The organism is Paenibacillus diazotrophicus, assembly GCF_042610465.1.
Window position 1 is genome coordinate 1 of sequence record NZ_JBGJZN010000016.1, and the last position, 15,051, is coordinate 15,051.

The window sequence follows — 15,051 nt, forward strand, 5'->3', positions numbered from 1 at the left end:
GAAGACGACGAGGTAGATAGGTTGGAGGTGGAAGTGCAGCAATGCATGGAGCTGACCAATACTAATCGGTCGAGGGCTTATCCAACAATTAAAACGCAGATTCGTTTCGGATTCAGTTTTCAGGAATCAAGTCGGAATTCATGAGGTCCACGTGGCCCATGGATGAAAGATTTGTGTTCAGCATTTGGCGATGCTGAGACCTGAATCATGCATTTGCACCGCAAGTGCCCGTTTGGTGGCGATAGCGGAGGGGTTCCACGCGTACCCATCCCGAACACGACCGTTAAGCCCTCCAGCGCCGATGGTACTTGGACCGAAGGGTCCTGGGAGAGTAGGACGCCGCCAAGCACTGAAAGCCATTGTTGAGTAATCAACAGTGGCTTTTTTGTTGTTTTTGTTGAATTTGAGGAATGATAGTAAGGAGATGCTTACATCACCATTGCAGGATGTCGTGCTAGCAGTGAATAACTATAGGGGTTCAGTGATAAAGTGTCCACTCCAAACGGACTTTCGTCCAAGAATTCGCTTACCCGGAGGCTGTTTTCCGAATAACTTCTCCCATGATGTAATATTCTTGACAGGCCAAAAACCCTTTGCTAAGATGGCAATAATATATTTTTGGACAAGCATCTCAAACCTTAACTGAAGATACGAAAACGTATAGCTTCCAAGTCTTTTTCCGTGTCTGTCGGGTATGGACTTGAACCTTAGTTTCTTCATTCATAAAGTTTGCAGGCGTTTAGAATAAAGACATTTGAGGAGGAATGACCCAGGTGTGGGAAGATAAGTTTGGCAAAGAGGGATTAACGTTCGATGATGTTCTGCTGGTGCCGCGTAAGTCCGAGGTGCTCCCGAAGGAAGTGGAATTGACTACGGTACTAAGCAAGAATGTGAAGCTGAACATCCCCTTGATGAGTGCGGGTATGGATACGGTCACTGAGGCGGCTATGGCAATTGCTATTGCACGCGAGGGTGGCATTGGCATCATTCATAAGAATATGTCCGTAGAGCAGCAGGCGGAAGAAGTGGACCGTGTTAAGCGTTCTGAAAGTGGCGTTATTACCAACCCCTTCTCTCTTACACCAGAACACTGGGTATCCGACGCTGAAGTTCTGATGGGTAAATACCGTATCTCTGGTGTGCCTATCGTAGATGATAACAACAAGCTGGTTGGGATTTTGACCAATAGAGATTTGCGGTTTATTCATGATTTTAATATTCAGATCAAAGAAGTAATGACACATGAAAATCTGGTAACAGCTGCTGTAGGCACTACCCTTCAAGAGGCTGAAGTCATTCTGCAGCGCCACAAGATCGAGAAGCTGCCTTTGGTGGATGAGAACAACATTCTTAAAGGTCTGATTACAATAAAAGATATCGAAAAGGCCATTCAATTCCCGAATGGTGCTAAGGATGCGCAAGGTCGACTGTTGGTGGGTGCGGCAATCGGTATTTCCAAGGATACTTTTGAACGGACGGAAGCATTGGTAAAGGCCGGTGTCGATCTTATCACTGTAGATTCTGCACATGGTCACCATATCAATATTATTGATGCTGTACGCAGACTGCGTGAGCAATATCCTGATCTTACCATTGTAGCGGGTAATGTTGCCACCGGTGAAGCCACACGTGAGCTTATCGAGGCTGGAGCATCGGTAGTCAAGGTGGGGATTGGACCAGGATCGATCTGTACCACGCGCGTTATCGCAGGTATTGGTGTACCTCAGATTACAGCTATTTATGATTGTGCGACTGTAGCACGCGAGTATGGTGTTCCCATTATTGCGGACGGCGGAATTAAATACTCCGGGGAGATCACCAAGGCCATTGCTGCAGGAGCATCTGCGGTTATGATGGGCAGCCTGTTCGCTGGTACGGACGAAAGTCCTGGGGATTCGGAAATTTACCAGGGACGTAAATTCAAAGTTTACCGCGGTATGGGTAGTATGAGTGCCATGAAACAGGGAAGTAAAGACCGTTACTTCCAGGATGATGACAAGAAACTCGTTCCTGAAGGTATTGAAGGGCGTGTTGCTTTTAAAGGAAGTCTTTCAGATACGGTTCATCAGCTGATTGGCGGACTTCGTTCAGGGATGGGCTATTGTGGGACTAAGACGTTGGAGGAGCTTCGTAATGAGACCTCCTTTATTCGGATTACCGGTGCTGGTCTGCGCGAGAGTCATCCGCATGATGTGCAGATTACCAAGGAAGCACCTAACTATTCCCTATAATATTGGATATTCAGCATTTTAAGGGCAGATAGGACGAATTTCGTCCTGTCTGTCTTTTTTTGAGGGTACCCCTGTGTTAGAATAGAACAAGCAATGGATATGAGGGCAAAAGGAGAGTAGTAATCATTGAAGTACAAGCGTAAATTCAACAGTAAACAATTTGTGATTAAGACAGCGACAGTAGGTCTACTTTTAAATATGCTGGCTTTACCTGTTAATTCGGTGCTGGCAGATGCGGTGAAGACCCCGGCTACTACGGAGTCAGGCACAGCAGCTACCAATGCAACTACAACTAAGACAACAAAAACTGCAGTAAAGATTCCTTCGGTGGAATCGCTGGGATTGAACCTGAAATCAGCCGTTCTGCTGGAACCTACTACGGGTGAGGTACTGCTATCTCTAAATGCGGATGTGCCTCTTCCTCCGGCGAGTATGACAAAGATGATGACAGAGTATCTGGTTACAGAAGCCGTTAACTCAGGACAGTTGTCATGGGATAAAAAAGTCGTAGTGCAGGAGAATGCCTCTAAACAAATTGGATCGCGTATTTTTCTGGCACAAGGTGACGAACATACAGTCAAAGAGCTATACATAGCCATGGCGGTAGGCTCTGCAAATGATGCCACAGTAGCTTTGGCAGAAGAGGTTGCCGGTTCTGAACAGCAGTTCGTTGCACTGATGAACGAAACTGCACAGAAGATGGGGATGAAGACGGCCTATTTCATCAACTCAACCGGACTGGACCGGGATGATATGCCTGAGAAGTTCCGACCTGACACAGATCGGGAAACCGTTATGTCTGCTATGGATGCAGCCCTTTTGGCTAAGTTTATTGTAACCGAACATCCGGATTTCACAGATTTCACAACTATACAATCCTACAAATTCCGTGAGCGCGACACAGCACCAATGGTTAACTATAACTGGATGCTGGAAGGTAATAAAAATGTTACGAATTTTAAAGCGTATGCTTATCCTGGGCTTGATGGTCTAAAGACAGGGCATACTTCCAATGCAGGTAACTGTTTCACCGGTACTGCCGTTCGTGATGGGATGCGGCTGATCAGTGTGGTAATGGGAGCCGATTCAGAGCCTCACCGTTTCACAGAAACAAAGAAAGTTCTCGATTTTGGCTTTAATAATTTTGAGATTAAGCAGGTTGTTGCTCCTAAGGCAGTTATTGCGGGCAATGAAACTGTTCCTGTACTAAAAGGCAAGAACAAAGACGTGTCCGTTGTAACAGATGCCGGTGTAACTTTTATCGTGCCTAAGGGTACAGTGTCACCACAGATCAAAACGACGGTAGTCACCAATGATCCATCAACGTTGGTCGCACCGATTGCGGGAGCCAGTAAAGTGGGGAAGGTGACTTATTCCTACCAGGTGGAAGGCATTACTCAAGTTCAGGAGAAGACCGTTAACCTGATTACGGCTGAAGAGGCAGAGAAGGCTGGCTGGTTCAAGCTGCTGATGAGAGCAATAGGAGAGTTTTTTGGCGATCTGTTTAAAGGAATTAAGAACTTGTTCTAGCGGCTGAAAATGTCGAAGACAGGAGAAAATCCGAGTAAATAGGTTGTATATATAGCCGCCTTGCGGTAAAATTATATGTTAGATAAAAGTTCATTCGGGAGGCTTGGTCATGGAAACAGGAACATCGCGAGTAAAAAGAGGTATGGCAGAAATGCAAAAGGGTGGCGTCATTATGGACGTCATGAATGCAGAACAGGCAAAAATCGCTGAGGCTGCAGGAGCAGTAGCCGTTATGGCACTGGAGCGCGTCCCGTCTGATATTCGTGCAGCGGGCGGTGTAGCCCGTATGGCCGATCCTACCATTGTAGAAGAGGTTATCAAGGTAGTAAGTATTCCCGTTATGGCTAAAGCCCGCATCGGACATTATGTAGAAGCGAAGGTTCTGGAATCCCTTGGTGTAGATTATCTGGACGAGAGTGAAGTGCTCACTCCGGCTGATGAAGTCTTCCATATTAACAAACGTGAATTCACTGTTCCATTTGTATGTGGGGCCAAAGACCTTGGTGAAGCACTGCGCCGTATTAATGAAGGTGCTTCGATGATCCGTACCAAAGGCGAGCCGGGAACCGGTAATATTGTTGAAGCTGTGCGTCATATGCGTTATATCAACAGCCAGATCCGCAAGGTAACGAATCTTTCACTGGATGAGCTGTATAATGAAGCTAAGACTCTGGGTGTTGCCTACGAACTGCTGCTTGAAGTTCATCAGCTGGGTAAGCTTCCGGTGGTTAACTTCGCTGCAGGCGGTGTGGCTACTCCGGCGGATGCCGCCTTGATGATGCATCTGGGTGCTGATGGCGTATTCGTGGGCTCGGGTATTTTCAAATCAGATAATCCTGAGAAGTTTGCCCGTGCAATCGTTGAAGCAACCACTCACTTCACTGATTACAAGCTGATTGCAGAAGTATCCAAAAACCTCGGTACTCCGATGAAGGGGATCGATATTGCCTCATTGTCACCGGCAGAACGCATGTCGGAACGCGGCCGTTAATAGAGAGAAGGTTGTCCCGATGATAATAGGAGTGCTGGCGCTTCAAGGCGCTGTAACAGAGCATATTGTCAGTATAGAGAAGACCGGAGCTCAAGGCCTGCCAATTAAACGGGTAGAGCAGCTCGGAGAGATCGACGGATTAATTATCCCCGGCGGTGAAAGCACTACGATAGGCAAGCTCATGCGCAAGTACGGCTTTATTGAAGCTATCCGTGATTTTGCCGACCAGGGAAAGCCCATCTTTGGGACATGCGCAGGCATGATTGTACTGGCGAAGCATATTGCTGGAGGCGAACCCGGCCATTTAGAGCTTATGGATATTACCGTTGCCCGGAATGCGTTTGGCCGTCAGCGGGAAAGCTTCGAATGTGATCTGCAGGTCAAAGGAATCAATGAGCCGGTGCGTGCTGTATTCATCCGAGCTCCGCTTATTAACGAGGTCGGACCGGATGTTGAGGTGCTCACGCTCTACAATGATGAGATTGTGACTGCGCGCCAGGGCAATTTGCTGGTATCCTCCTTTCATCCGGAGTTGACAGATGATTATAGGCTGCACCAATACTTTGCTGATATGGTAGAGCACAGTGTAGCAGCCAAACAATAGAACCGCATATAAGAACATTCTGACTCTTTCAAAGCTGCGAACAGCAATTTGAAAGAGTTTGGGCTGTTTTCAGGAGGGAAACGTTGTGCTAGATGTAAAAATATTGCGCAGTGATTATGCCAGAGTAGAAGAAGCACTGAACAAACGCGGCAAATCACTTGAATTGATCACTGAATTTCCGCAGCTGGATCTGCGCCGCCGTGAGCTGCTACAAGAGACTGAGGGCTTGAAAAACCGACGTAATACCGTATCAGGTGAAGTGGCAAAGAAGAAGAAGAGCGGTGAACCTGCAGATGATTTAATCACCGAGATGCGTACTGTATCCGACCGTATCAAAGAGCTCGATGATGAAGTCAGATTGCTTGAGGCGCGGATTGAAGAACTGACTATGAGCATCCCTAATATTCCGCATGAATCGGTGCCGGTAGGTAAATCCGAGGAAGAGAATGTGGAGGTACGGCGCTGGTCACAGCCGCGTGAGTTCGGATTTACTCCAAAGTCACATTGGGAGCTGGGACAGCGACTGGACATTATTGACTTTGAAGCCGCTGCCAAGGTTACTGGCTCCCGCTTTGCCTTTTATAAGGGATTGGGAGCGCGTCTTGAACGTGCACTCATCAACTTCATGATGGATCTTCACAGCGGGGAACATAACTATGAGGAGATGCTGCCCCCTTATATCGTTAATAAGGACAGCCTGTACGGTACCGGTCAGCTTCCTAAGTTCGAAGAGGATCTTTTCAAGCTTCGGGATACCGAATATTACTTGATTCCTACAGCCGAGGTCCCGGTAACCAATTACTATCGTGAAGAGATTCTGACAGCTGCGGATCTGCCGAAATATCATGTAGCCTATAGCTCCTGCTTCCGTTCGGAGGCCGGCTCAGCAGGTCGTGATACACGCGGGCTTATTCGTCAGCATCAGTTCAACAAGGTAGAGCTGGTGAAGCTTACTACACCGGAGACGTCTTATGAGGAACTTGAGAAGATGACAGCAGATGCCGAACGTGTTCTACAGCTTCTGGAACTGCCGTACCGGGTATTGGGACTTTGCACAGGCGATATGGGGTTCACCTCAGCCAAGACATACGATCTCGAAGTGTGGCTGCCTGAGAGCGGCATGTACCGTGAAATCTCCTCTTGCTCGAATACAGAGGATTTCCAGGCGAGACGGGCTAATATCCGCTTCCGTAAGGAGCCTAAGGCAAAGCCGGAATTTGTTCATACATTGAATGGTTCTGCACTTGCCGTTGGCCGTACTTTAGCCGCCATTCTAGAGAATTATCAGCAGGAAGATGGCACAGTACTAATTCCGACAGTCCTGCAGCCTTATATGCGTAATGTGAAGGTGATCAGCCCAAAAGCTGAGTAATAATACGGTTGCATAATGACTGAGTTGTGTGCTATAATCCTCTTGCATGTGAAATTTTGATGCATTGGAGAGGTACCGAAGCGGTCATAACGGGGCGGTCTTGAAAACCGTTAGGGTGCAAGCCCACATGGGTTCGAATCCCATCCTCTCCGCCATTCTTTTAAGAGATGAATAAATGAAGCTAGAAGCTGCCTTCCTTGGAAGGCGGCTTTTTTTGATCTAGCCGGAGGCTTGGTCTCCATTTGTTATGAATGGCATCAAGTATAAAATACGCCCTTTCTCCGCAATGTAATAGGGAAGGAGGCTGATAATAACAATGAATCGACAATTACAGCTGGATCAGCAAAGCTTGGTTTCTGCTTGGAAGGAGCGTCTACCTGCTCTGATGGAGGAGGGGGACAGCTTTAATGTACAAGGTGATGCGGCCGACCCAAATAGTCTGCTCATTCATTTTAATGCTGCAGGGCGGCAGGCCTTTTCCCTGGATTTTCGTTGTACTTATGTCGATAGTCGTGAGGTAGCTGTAAGTATGATTGACGTTGAAGAGGCTGGCCGACATACCGATGAACGTACAGATGCGGTGCAATCATTGGCACAGCAGTATACCAGGCAAATTCATGAATGTGCGCAGGCTCTTCAAGACCTGACCAATCCATAGGAGGTAAACATAACCATGAGCAAACCAAAGAGCATGCCTGTTCCCGGGGTCGAGAACAACCACCAGGAGCGCCGCAAGGATCATAAGTCCTCTGGTCCAGAGCCATTATCCGGTTCGAAAAAGGTTAAGCAGGCTAACCATGTAGATCATCATAATCCTCAGGGCTAAATCACCCTAGAGTAAAATATGCAATGAAATGTTTCTCATTTTTCCCAAATGGTTTATCATTAGGGAGGGTGAAGAAACTTTTTACATGGGAGAGGAGATTTATAATGAACAAAAAATGGGGGTTGTCCGCTGCCGCATTGCTGCTAACCGCTGCAATAATTCTGCCTGGCTGCGCCAACAAAGAGCAAGCACCTAAAGAGGCGTTGAAGTCAGCTGCAGTCAAAGCCACAACGCTCAAGTCGTATGAAATGAAGAGCAAGGTGGTCATCAATAACCTGACTATCGACGCGCCAGCAAACGGGGAGTCAGATGCTGCCACTGCGCAGGTGCTCAGTATGCTGAAGAATGCTGAGGTTACCATAGATGGTGTCTATCAGGCAGATCCAATGCAGACTGAAATGACGCTAGTGCTCAATTTGAAGGGCGATATGACGATGTCGTTTAATATTCCAATGGTTATGACTGCGGAGAAGATGTACATCAAAGTACCTTCTATCCCTTTCCTGCCGCTTCCGGAGACGGTGGTTGGCAAGTTTGTGGAACTTGACCTGAAACAATTGGCAGAGCAGCAAGGAACCGAATTCAACCCTGCATCTATGGATACACAAAAGCTGCAGAAGCTCTCGAATGAGGTGCTTGATACATTGCTCGGCGAATACGATGATCAGAAATACTTTAGTGAAATCAAGCCGAAGGACGCCGCTTTGCCAGAGGGTATTGAAGCCAAGCAGGTAGTTCAATTCAAAGTCACCAATGAAAATGTTAAAGAGGCGCTTACTATCTTTGTGAATAATGCTCTGCCTAAGATTATCGATATTATAAGCAAACCTGAGTATAAGGAAATGTTAAATATTAAGGATACTGACTTGGCAAAAGCCAAAGAAGAGCTTCAGTCCAGCGAAAGTCGTGCAGAATTCGACAAAAGCCTGGCTGACTTGGGAACTTATCTGACCATCAATCAATTTCATATGAATACAGCTATCAATAAAGATGATTTTCCAGTGTATCAGGATCTTCTGATGGATATTAAAGTGAATGACCCTGATAAAGGTGAGAATCTGAGCTTATCCTTAAATGCCAGCAATCAATATAGCAAAGTTAATGAAAAACAGACCTTCACCATTGGTATTCCGCAGGGTGAGAACGTCATTACAATGGATCAGTTAGAGCAGGAATTTGGTTCAATGGGTATGAGTTATTAAACACAAGACTGAATTGAAAAATCCCGTATGTGCGCCAAGACGGCGCTCATGCGGGATTTTTTTGGCTATCTCGTATATTGGTGGGACGGAGCTCTGCATGGGCCGCTTTGTTACTCCTCCTGCATCTGGGCATCGTCAACGAGTATAGCGTATGTACGGTGATCTTGCCATTGTCCATTAATTTGAATGAAGCGCCGGGCAATGCCCTCTGCCTGAAATCCGTTCTTCTCCAGGACCCGGCGTGACCTGTGATTATGAAGCAAGATGGCAGCCTGTACTCTATGCAGGCCCAGGGAACGGAATGCAAACTTAAGGATAAGTCCGACGGCAGCGCTTGTGTACCCTTTTCCCTGCAAGGTATAATCAATAAAATAACCAATATCCGCAAACTGTCCAACACCGCGGACTATATTGGAGATGGTAATCTGGCCAATCAGCTGATCGTTCATTAAAAATATACCGAACATATATGCCCGGTCCTGCATAGACTCCTCCACACGTTGCCTGATGAGCTGCTGATGACTCTCCAGGGTGAAGTAATCCTTCTCCCTCAAAGGCTCAAAAGGCTGATGATGTTCCTTGTTACGGAGACGCAGCTGGAGCAGGTCCTCTGCATTATTAACCTCTAGTAGAGCAATATAGATACCATGAGATGTGTCATATAACTTATGAAACATGAAGTATCCTCCTAAATCCTAAGATTTCTTCCGAAGCCGGCGGAAAAAGGTGGTCAGCAGCTCTGCACATTCCTGCTGGAGGATGCCTTGAATGACCTCGGTGCGATGATTAAAACGCGGCTCTTCCAGAAGATTCATTAGCGTGCCGGCGCAACCGGCTTTGGGATCCGGGGTACCGTATACTGTAAGCGGTACTCTGGATTGGACCATAGCTCCGGCGCACATAGGACAGGGCTCTAGGGTCACGTACAGCTGACAATCCAGGAGACGCCAGGAATTGAGCAAGGTGCTTGCCTCACGAATAGCAACCATCTCTGCATGGGCGGTAGAGTCCATGGTAGTTTCCCGCAGATTGTAGCCCCGGCCTATAATTTCTCCGTGGTGGACAACTACAGCTCCGATGGGGACCTCACCCAGGGCTTCCGCCTTACGAGCCTCCTCTATCGCTTGCCTCATCCAATATTCATGAATGGCCAATTCCTCAGAGGACCGTTCATTATTTATATTATCCAATCTCATCTTCCCCTCTGAAACTACTCTTTGTGCAACGAACAAATATTCGTTCTTAACAAATTGTGCATAACTCTGTGGATAAAGCCGGACTTATGCACAAATTTGTACACATCGCTATTTGATAAAATGTTTATATGTGCATAACCTGTGGATGGTTCCTTATCCATTGTAGAGAATGTGTCTGTAAAATTCAATATTTCACGCACAAGGTTCCAGAAGTGAAATGTCTTTTCAAATGAGAAGGCAAAAGGTATGATAATGTTTGAACGCTCCGCTAGGATTTACCAGCGGATAAGAGGTGAACAGACAGCTTGTCTATAAAAATTAAGTTATCGGTAATTATCTTTTGTTCGGTACTTTTAATTCTGGCGCTCAATCTCACACTTAATCTTCATGAAGTCCGAAGCCACCTCCGTAATGAGAGTGTAAATAATATGAAGATGACCGCCAAACAGATTGCCGTTTCCGTCGAGCAGAGCAGCTACAGCTCCAATTATGTGCAGCATCAGATCGCGCAGAACCTGAGATTGGCGGCTATCTTAGCTTCCAAGGAGCTTGATCCGGATATAAAGAATGTAGAGAACAGACAACTAGTTACTCTAGCCCACAAGCTGGGTGTGTCTAATATTTCGCTTCTGGTGAAGACTGAGGATGATGTGGTCGTGGCGAAATCCTCGGACCCCCGTGAGCTTAATCTGTCTACTAAAGGCATGGGTTATTGGTATGTGGCATTTCTTGAGCTGTTCGCGGGCCAGGAGGTATCGGTTGGGCAAGGACAGAGCTTTGAACATTTCTGGTCAGGGCCTTTTGAATATTCAACTTCTAATCCCAAGTATATTGAGAAGTGGGGATACTATTATGATCAATCGAGAAACTACATTATAGACCCTTATATTCGCAGTACTGCCGTAAGCGACTATGTGAAGATCATGAACCCTGATGAGATTGTCAACCAGTCCAAGGAGGTTAACCCGGGGATCCTAGAGATCACAGGGATTAATCCCAAAACTTTTGGAGTATCCACTATGCAATCTGATGGCAGTGATCCAGTATATCTTAAGCTGAGAAACCAGGCGATTAAGTATGGTACTTACAAATATGGCAACGTTGAAGAAGACAGGTCGGCCATCATGGAGGCGCTCAGCAATGGAGAACCCCTTGTCCTAGACACGCAGGCACGTGGTATAAGGGTACTAAAAACCTTCATTCCCATAAAACAGCCTGGAGCTGAGGATTATGTCATCAGTATAGTTATGGATTATTCAGTCATTTCTTCGGTAATCCGGGAGCAGCTGCGGAATAATATAACTACGTCAGTTCTGCTGCTTATTGTCTTCTTCATTGGAAGTTACATCCTTGCAGGCATTGTAACCCGGCCCATTAAGGACATCCTCGCCAAGGTGAATGACGTGGCCAGAGGCAAGTTCGAGCCCCCGCTGAATGTGGCCAGCCGTGATGAGCTTGGGCAATTGGCCCACCGTATTAATGCCATGACCTCGCATCTGCTGCAGCATACGAACCGGCTGGGACAGACACTGGAAGAAAACCGTGCCGTCAAAGAACGTCTGGAGTCTGTGATTAACGGCACCTCCGATGCGATCCATACGATGGATATGGAAGGCCGGATACTCAGCACGAACCGTGCCTTTGAGGAACTGTACGGCTGGAGTGCCAACGATGTATGGCATAAGATGCCTTACCTGGTGCCAGCCACTGCGCAGAAGCAGGAAGAAGACAGACTGAGAGAGTTGAAGAACGGGGCTGTTCTGCCTCCACTGGAGACCATTAGATTAAAACGTGACGGGTCGCTCGTCGAAGTCAGCGTCAGCAGCTCGATTATCCGTGACGAGGAAGGCAATCCGCAGTCATTCGTTCATGTCTCTCGTGACATGACAGAGCGCAACCGGATAGAAGAACTGTTGAGACGATCGGAGAAGCTGACTACCGTCGGTCAACTCGCGGCTGGGGTAGCCCATGAAATCCGGAATCCACTCACAACACTTAGAGGATTCCTGCAGCTGCAGCAAGAGAAAAGGCTTCTGGTGCCGCTTCATATTGATCTCATGCTCTCTGAGCTGGAGCGGATTAACCTGATCGTAAGTGAATTTTTAATTTTGGCCAAGCCGCAGGCAGTTCATTTTCAGCTAAGAGACGTCCGGCTCATTCTGGGTGATGTTATTTCTTTGCTGGACAGCCAGGCGCACTTGTTCGGAATTGAATTTGAAGCCCGCTTCTCCGAACAGCCGGCAACGGTGCATTGTGAAGAAAACCAGCTGAAGCAGGTGTTTATCAATATCGTCAAAAATGCAATTGAGGCTATGCCAGATGGCGGTACGATCACACTTGAGCAACGCATAGTAGGAGATATCGTAGTGATCGTAATCTCTGATGAAGGAGAAGGTGTCCCTGAGGAGATGCTACCTAAGCTTGGGGAGCCATTCTTTACTAATAAGGAAACCGGGACGGGGCTGGGGCTCATGGTCAGCCAGAGGATCATCCAATCTCATAAAGGCAGCATAGAAATACGGAGTGAATACGGATCTGGGGCAGAAGTTACAATTAGGCTACCTGTCGCCGGAGAGCAGGCCCCTGGGCAGGTCATGAATGAAGAACGGAGTGAAGAGAGAAGTGAGAATTAATAAGTTCATCAGTGAGACAGGATTCTGCTCACGGCGTGAAGCCGACAAGCTGGTGGAAGGCGGTAGAGTTAGCATCAACGGAGAGCCTGCTGTGCTTGGCAGTCAGGCGGAGCAGGGTGATGAGGTGCGTATAGACGGTAAACTGCTTGAAACGGGCAGTAAGGTTGTCTACATTGCGCTGAATAAGCCGGTCGGCATTACATCTACCACAGAAGCTCATATTCAAGGGAATATTGTCGATTTTGTCGGGCATCACGAGCGTATTTTTCCCATCGGCCGGCTTGATAAGGATTCGGAAGGATTAATTCTGCTGACTAATGATGGAGATATCGTTAATAAAATATTACGGGCCGAAGGCAAACATGAGAAGGAATATATCGTGACTGTGGATCGTCCCATTACCCCATCCTTCATTTCAGGGATGTCGAGTGGAGTCAAGATACTGGGCAGCCGTACACTCCCCTGTGAAGTGACGCGGATCAGTGAGCGGGTCTTCCGGATTATTCTTACAGAAGGCAAGAACCGGCAAATCCGCCGTATGTGCGCTGCTTTTGGATATGAGGTCCGGCGGCTGCAGCGCATCCGTGTAATGAATATCCGTCTGGGTACACTTCAAACCGGAGAGTGGCGTGAGCTTTCTGTGCAGGAGAAGCAAGAACTGGGCGCTATGCTGAATTATCAGCTACTGTAACCGGCGGTCATGGAGACAATATTAATATAACAAAAAAGAGCTGTTCTGAAGGTCTTATCCAGACCCTTCGGAACAGCTCTTGTTGAATACTAAGATTATTATTTCCCAGTAGCTGCAGCTTCAGTACTCTGCGTTGCGTCCACATACTTCCGAAGAACTGAGACTTCGACGCGGCGGTTCTTGGCCCGTCCGGCAGCCGTGGAGTTATCAGCGATCGGATGATATTCTCCATATCCAATAGGACTGAATTTAACCGGATCCAGATAAGGATTTATCAGCAGAATCTTCATGAATTGCAGCGCACGGGCTACACTGAGATCCCAGTTGGAAGGATACTCACTGTTGGAGATTGGGATATTATCCGTATGACCCTCTACCAGTATTTCGTAATCCGGAAATTGCTGCAGCATGGTGGAGATGGACTTCGCCAGCTGGCGGGATTCATCCTTTACCACCGCCTCTCCGGAAGAGAACAGAGCATTGTCACTGATGGTGATTGTCAGCTGGGACTGATTGAGCTTGGTGCTAAGCAAATCGGTCAGGCCGTTATTCTTGATATACTGATCGAATTGCTTCTTCAGCTTCTCCAGTTCCTCTTGCTCTTTTTGTTTCAATTTGGCAAGGTCCGCCTTACCGGTATTAGGGGCAATGACATTGTTCATTTTATCTTGTTTACCCTGATCCAGTTGCGTATTTGTAGGAGCATCGGATTTATATTCCAGAACTCCAGACCCGCCATTCAGTGCTGAACTGAAAGCCTGTGACATTTCTTCGAATTTCTTCGCATCTGTTGCACTCATCGCATACATTACGAGGAACAGGGCTACCAGCAAGGTCATTAAGTCGGAGTATGGCAATAACCAGGTTTCATCGGCGTGTTCTTCATGCTCCTCATGTCTAGTCTTTTTGCTCACTAGAAGCACCCTCCTTGTCACTCAGCTTTGCGCGTTCCGCTGGTGTGAGGAAGACAGACAGCTTCTGGTTGATAGCGATTGTGGATACGCCGGATTGAATGGATAACAGCCCTTCCACCATCATCAGTCTGACCTCAATTTCCCGCTTCGACAGACGCTTAAGCTTATTTGAGATAGGATGCCAAAGGACATAACCCGTAAAGATACCGACCAGGGTGGCAATGAAAGCGGCCCCGATGGCGTGAGCCAGTTTTTCCATTGCACTCATATCGGCTAGTGCTGCAATTAGCCCGATAACGGCCCCGAGAACCCCGAGTGTTGGTGCGTACATACCGGCTTGAGAGAAGATCAGTGCTCCGGCCTTATGCCTATCTTCAGTAGCATGGATATCTTCCATTAGCACATCACGGACAAACTCCTGATCGTTGCCGTCAATAATCATCCGCATACCATTACGAAGAAAGTTGTCTTCAATTTCGTCGACCTTAGATTCGAGGGCAAGTAAACCTTCGCGGCGGGTAATGGAAGCCCACTCCATGAACATGGTGATAAGGTCCGATTTGCTGACCATTTTTTGTTTTACGAAAATTAGCTTTAACAACGAGGGGATTTTTTTTACTTCCGAGAACGGGAAAGCCATAAATATAGATGCGGCTGTACCCAAGAGGATAATTACGTAAGCTGCAGGTGCATTTAGGGCATGCAGTGGGGCGCCCTTTAGATACATCCCCCATACTAATGTAACCAGACCAAAAATTAAACCTATAATTGTTGAAATTTCCATTATGCACCTCGTCCATGAGAATTAAGATGTGATCCGACTATACCGCGTGTATCATCCATGAACAGCGGCGGGACACT

General features: G+C 47.2%; 14 protein-coding genes, 1 tRNA gene and 2 rRNA genes. 13 read left to right on the top strand and 4 right to left on the bottom strand.

The window, feature by feature from the left end; all coding sequences use genetic code 11:
* The 11 genes from ACAN54_RS29370 to ACAN54_RS29420 all read left to right on the top strand — a co-directional run.
* Positions 1-85 (top strand): 23S ribosomal RNA (locus ACAN54_RS29370); the annotation flags it as partial.
* A 146-nt stretch (positions 86-231) separates the two neighbouring features.
* Positions 232-348, top strand: a 5S ribosomal RNA gene (rrf, locus tag ACAN54_RS29375).
* Positions 349-773: 425 nt separating this feature from the next.
* A complete protein-coding gene (guaB, locus tag ACAN54_RS29380; RefSeq protein ID WP_379164210.1) occupies positions 774-2,231 on the top strand; it encodes an IMP dehydrogenase in 1,458 nt (485 codons plus the stop codon).
* A gap of 126 nt (positions 2,232-2,357) precedes the next feature.
* Positions 2,358-3,761 (top strand): D-alanyl-D-alanine carboxypeptidase family protein, encoded by a 1,404-nt coding sequence (locus ACAN54_RS29385; RefSeq protein WP_379164213.1) that lies wholly within the window; start codon positions 2,358-2,360, stop codon positions 3,759-3,761.
* A 109-nt stretch (positions 3,762-3,870) separates the two neighbouring features.
* Positions 3,871-4,752 carry a pyridoxal 5'-phosphate synthase lyase subunit PdxS gene (gene pdxS, locus ACAN54_RS29390; RefSeq protein WP_379164215.1) on the top strand — a complete coding sequence of 294 codons (882 nt, stop codon included), beginning with the start codon at positions 3,871-3,873 and terminating at the stop codon, positions 4,750-4,752.
* A 19-nt stretch (positions 4,753-4,771) separates the two neighbouring features.
* Positions 4,772-5,356 carry a pyridoxal 5'-phosphate synthase glutaminase subunit PdxT gene (gene pdxT, locus ACAN54_RS29395; protein WP_379164218.1) on the top strand — a complete coding sequence of 195 codons (585 nt, stop codon included), beginning with the start codon at positions 4,772-4,774 and terminating at the stop codon, positions 5,354-5,356.
* A gap of 85 nt (positions 5,357-5,441) precedes the next feature.
* A complete protein-coding gene (serS, locus tag ACAN54_RS29400; protein WP_379164220.1) occupies positions 5,442-6,728 on the top strand; it encodes a serine--tRNA ligase in 1,287 nt (428 codons plus the stop codon).
* 66 nt (positions 6,729-6,794) lie between these two features.
* Positions 6,795-6,883 (top strand) — tRNA-Ser (locus ACAN54_RS29405).
* Positions 6,884-7,044: 161 nt separating this feature from the next.
* Positions 7,045-7,386 carry a hypothetical protein gene (locus ACAN54_RS29410; protein WP_379164223.1) on the top strand — a complete coding sequence of 114 codons (342 nt, stop codon included), beginning with the start codon at positions 7,045-7,047 and terminating at the stop codon, positions 7,384-7,386.
* Between the two features lie 15 nt (positions 7,387-7,401).
* Positions 7,402-7,554, top strand: coding sequence for a small acid-soluble spore protein P (locus ACAN54_RS29415; protein WP_379164226.1), 153 nt, complete (start codon positions 7,402-7,404; stop codon positions 7,552-7,554).
* A 104-nt stretch (positions 7,555-7,658) separates the two neighbouring features.
* Positions 7,659-8,756 (top strand): hypothetical protein, encoded by a 1,098-nt coding sequence (locus ACAN54_RS29420; protein ID WP_379164229.1) that lies wholly within the window; start codon positions 7,659-7,661, stop codon positions 8,754-8,756.
* A gap of 110 nt (positions 8,757-8,866) precedes the next feature.
* Here the strand turns inward: ACAN54_RS29420 and ACAN54_RS29425 are convergent, their stop codons facing one another.
* Both ACAN54_RS29425 and tadA read right to left on the bottom strand, forming a co-directional pair.
* A complete protein-coding gene (locus ACAN54_RS29425; RefSeq protein ID WP_379164232.1) occupies positions 8,867-9,433 on the bottom strand; it encodes a GNAT family N-acetyltransferase in 567 nt (188 codons plus the stop codon).
* A gap of 18 nt (positions 9,434-9,451) precedes the next feature.
* Entirely contained in the window at positions 9,452-9,946 is a 495-nt protein-coding gene (tadA, locus tag ACAN54_RS29430; RefSeq protein WP_379164235.1) for a tRNA adenosine(34) deaminase TadA, read from the bottom strand.
* A gap of 311 nt (positions 9,947-10,257) precedes the next feature.
* On the opposite strand from tadA, the gene ACAN54_RS29435 reads away from it, so the two are divergent.
* Both ACAN54_RS29435 and rluF read left to right on the top strand, forming a co-directional pair.
* Positions 10,258-12,585: an ATP-binding protein gene (locus ACAN54_RS29435; protein ID WP_379164237.1), complete on the top strand. Its 2,328-nt coding sequence runs from the start codon at positions 10,258-10,260 to the stop codon at positions 12,583-12,585.
* The gene (rluF, locus tag ACAN54_RS29440) at positions 12,575-13,276 is read left to right on the top strand and encodes a 23S rRNA pseudouridine(2604) synthase RluF (RefSeq protein WP_379164327.1); all 702 of its coding nucleotides are present in this window, start codon (positions 12,575-12,577) and stop codon (positions 13,274-13,276) included. Before ACAN54_RS29435 ends, rluF begins: the two co-directional genes overlap by 11 nt.
* Positions 13,277-13,374: 98 nt before the next feature.
* Here the strand turns inward: rluF and motB are convergent, their stop codons facing one another.
* Together motB and motA are read right to left on the bottom strand one after the other, a co-directional pair.
* The gene (gene motB, locus ACAN54_RS29445) at positions 13,375-14,190 is read right to left on the bottom strand and encodes a flagellar motor protein MotB (RefSeq protein WP_379164240.1); all 816 of its coding nucleotides are present in this window, start codon (positions 14,188-14,190) and stop codon (positions 13,375-13,377) included.
* Positions 14,174-14,974: a flagellar motor stator protein MotA gene (gene motA, locus ACAN54_RS29450; protein WP_379164243.1), complete on the bottom strand. Its 801-nt coding sequence runs from the start codon at positions 14,972-14,974 to the stop codon at positions 14,174-14,176. Before motA ends, motB begins: the two co-directional genes overlap by 17 nt.
* Positions 14,975-15,051 lie beyond the last annotated feature (77 nt).

What these genes read in the sequence shown, in the direction of transcription:
- ACAN54_RS29425 (WP_379164232.1), bottom strand. Translation starts at nt 9,433, where the DNA reads ATGTTTCATAAGTTATATGACACATCTCATGGTATCTATATTGCTCTA.
- pdxT (WP_379164218.1), top strand. Translation starts at nt 4,772, where the DNA reads ATGATAATAGGAGTGCTGGCGCTTCAAGGCGCTGTAACAGAGCATATT.
- ACAN54_RS29410 (WP_379164223.1), top strand. Translation starts at nt 7,045, where the DNA reads ATGAATCGACAATTACAGCTGGATCAGCAAAGCTTGGTTTCTGCTTGG.
- ACAN54_RS29415 (WP_379164226.1), top strand. Translation starts at nt 7,402, where the DNA reads ATGAGCAAACCAAAGAGCATGCCTGTTCCCGGGGTCGAGAACAACCAC.
- ACAN54_RS29420 (WP_379164229.1), top strand. Translation starts at nt 7,659, where the DNA reads ATGAACAAAAAATGGGGGTTGTCCGCTGCCGCATTGCTGCTAACCGCT.
- pdxS (WP_379164215.1), top strand. Translation starts at nt 3,871, where the DNA reads ATGGAAACAGGAACATCGCGAGTAAAAAGAGGTATGGCAGAAATGCAA.
- motA (WP_379164243.1), bottom strand. Translation starts at nt 14,974, where the DNA reads ATGGAAATTTCAACAATTATAGGTTTAATTTTTGGTCTGGTTACATTA.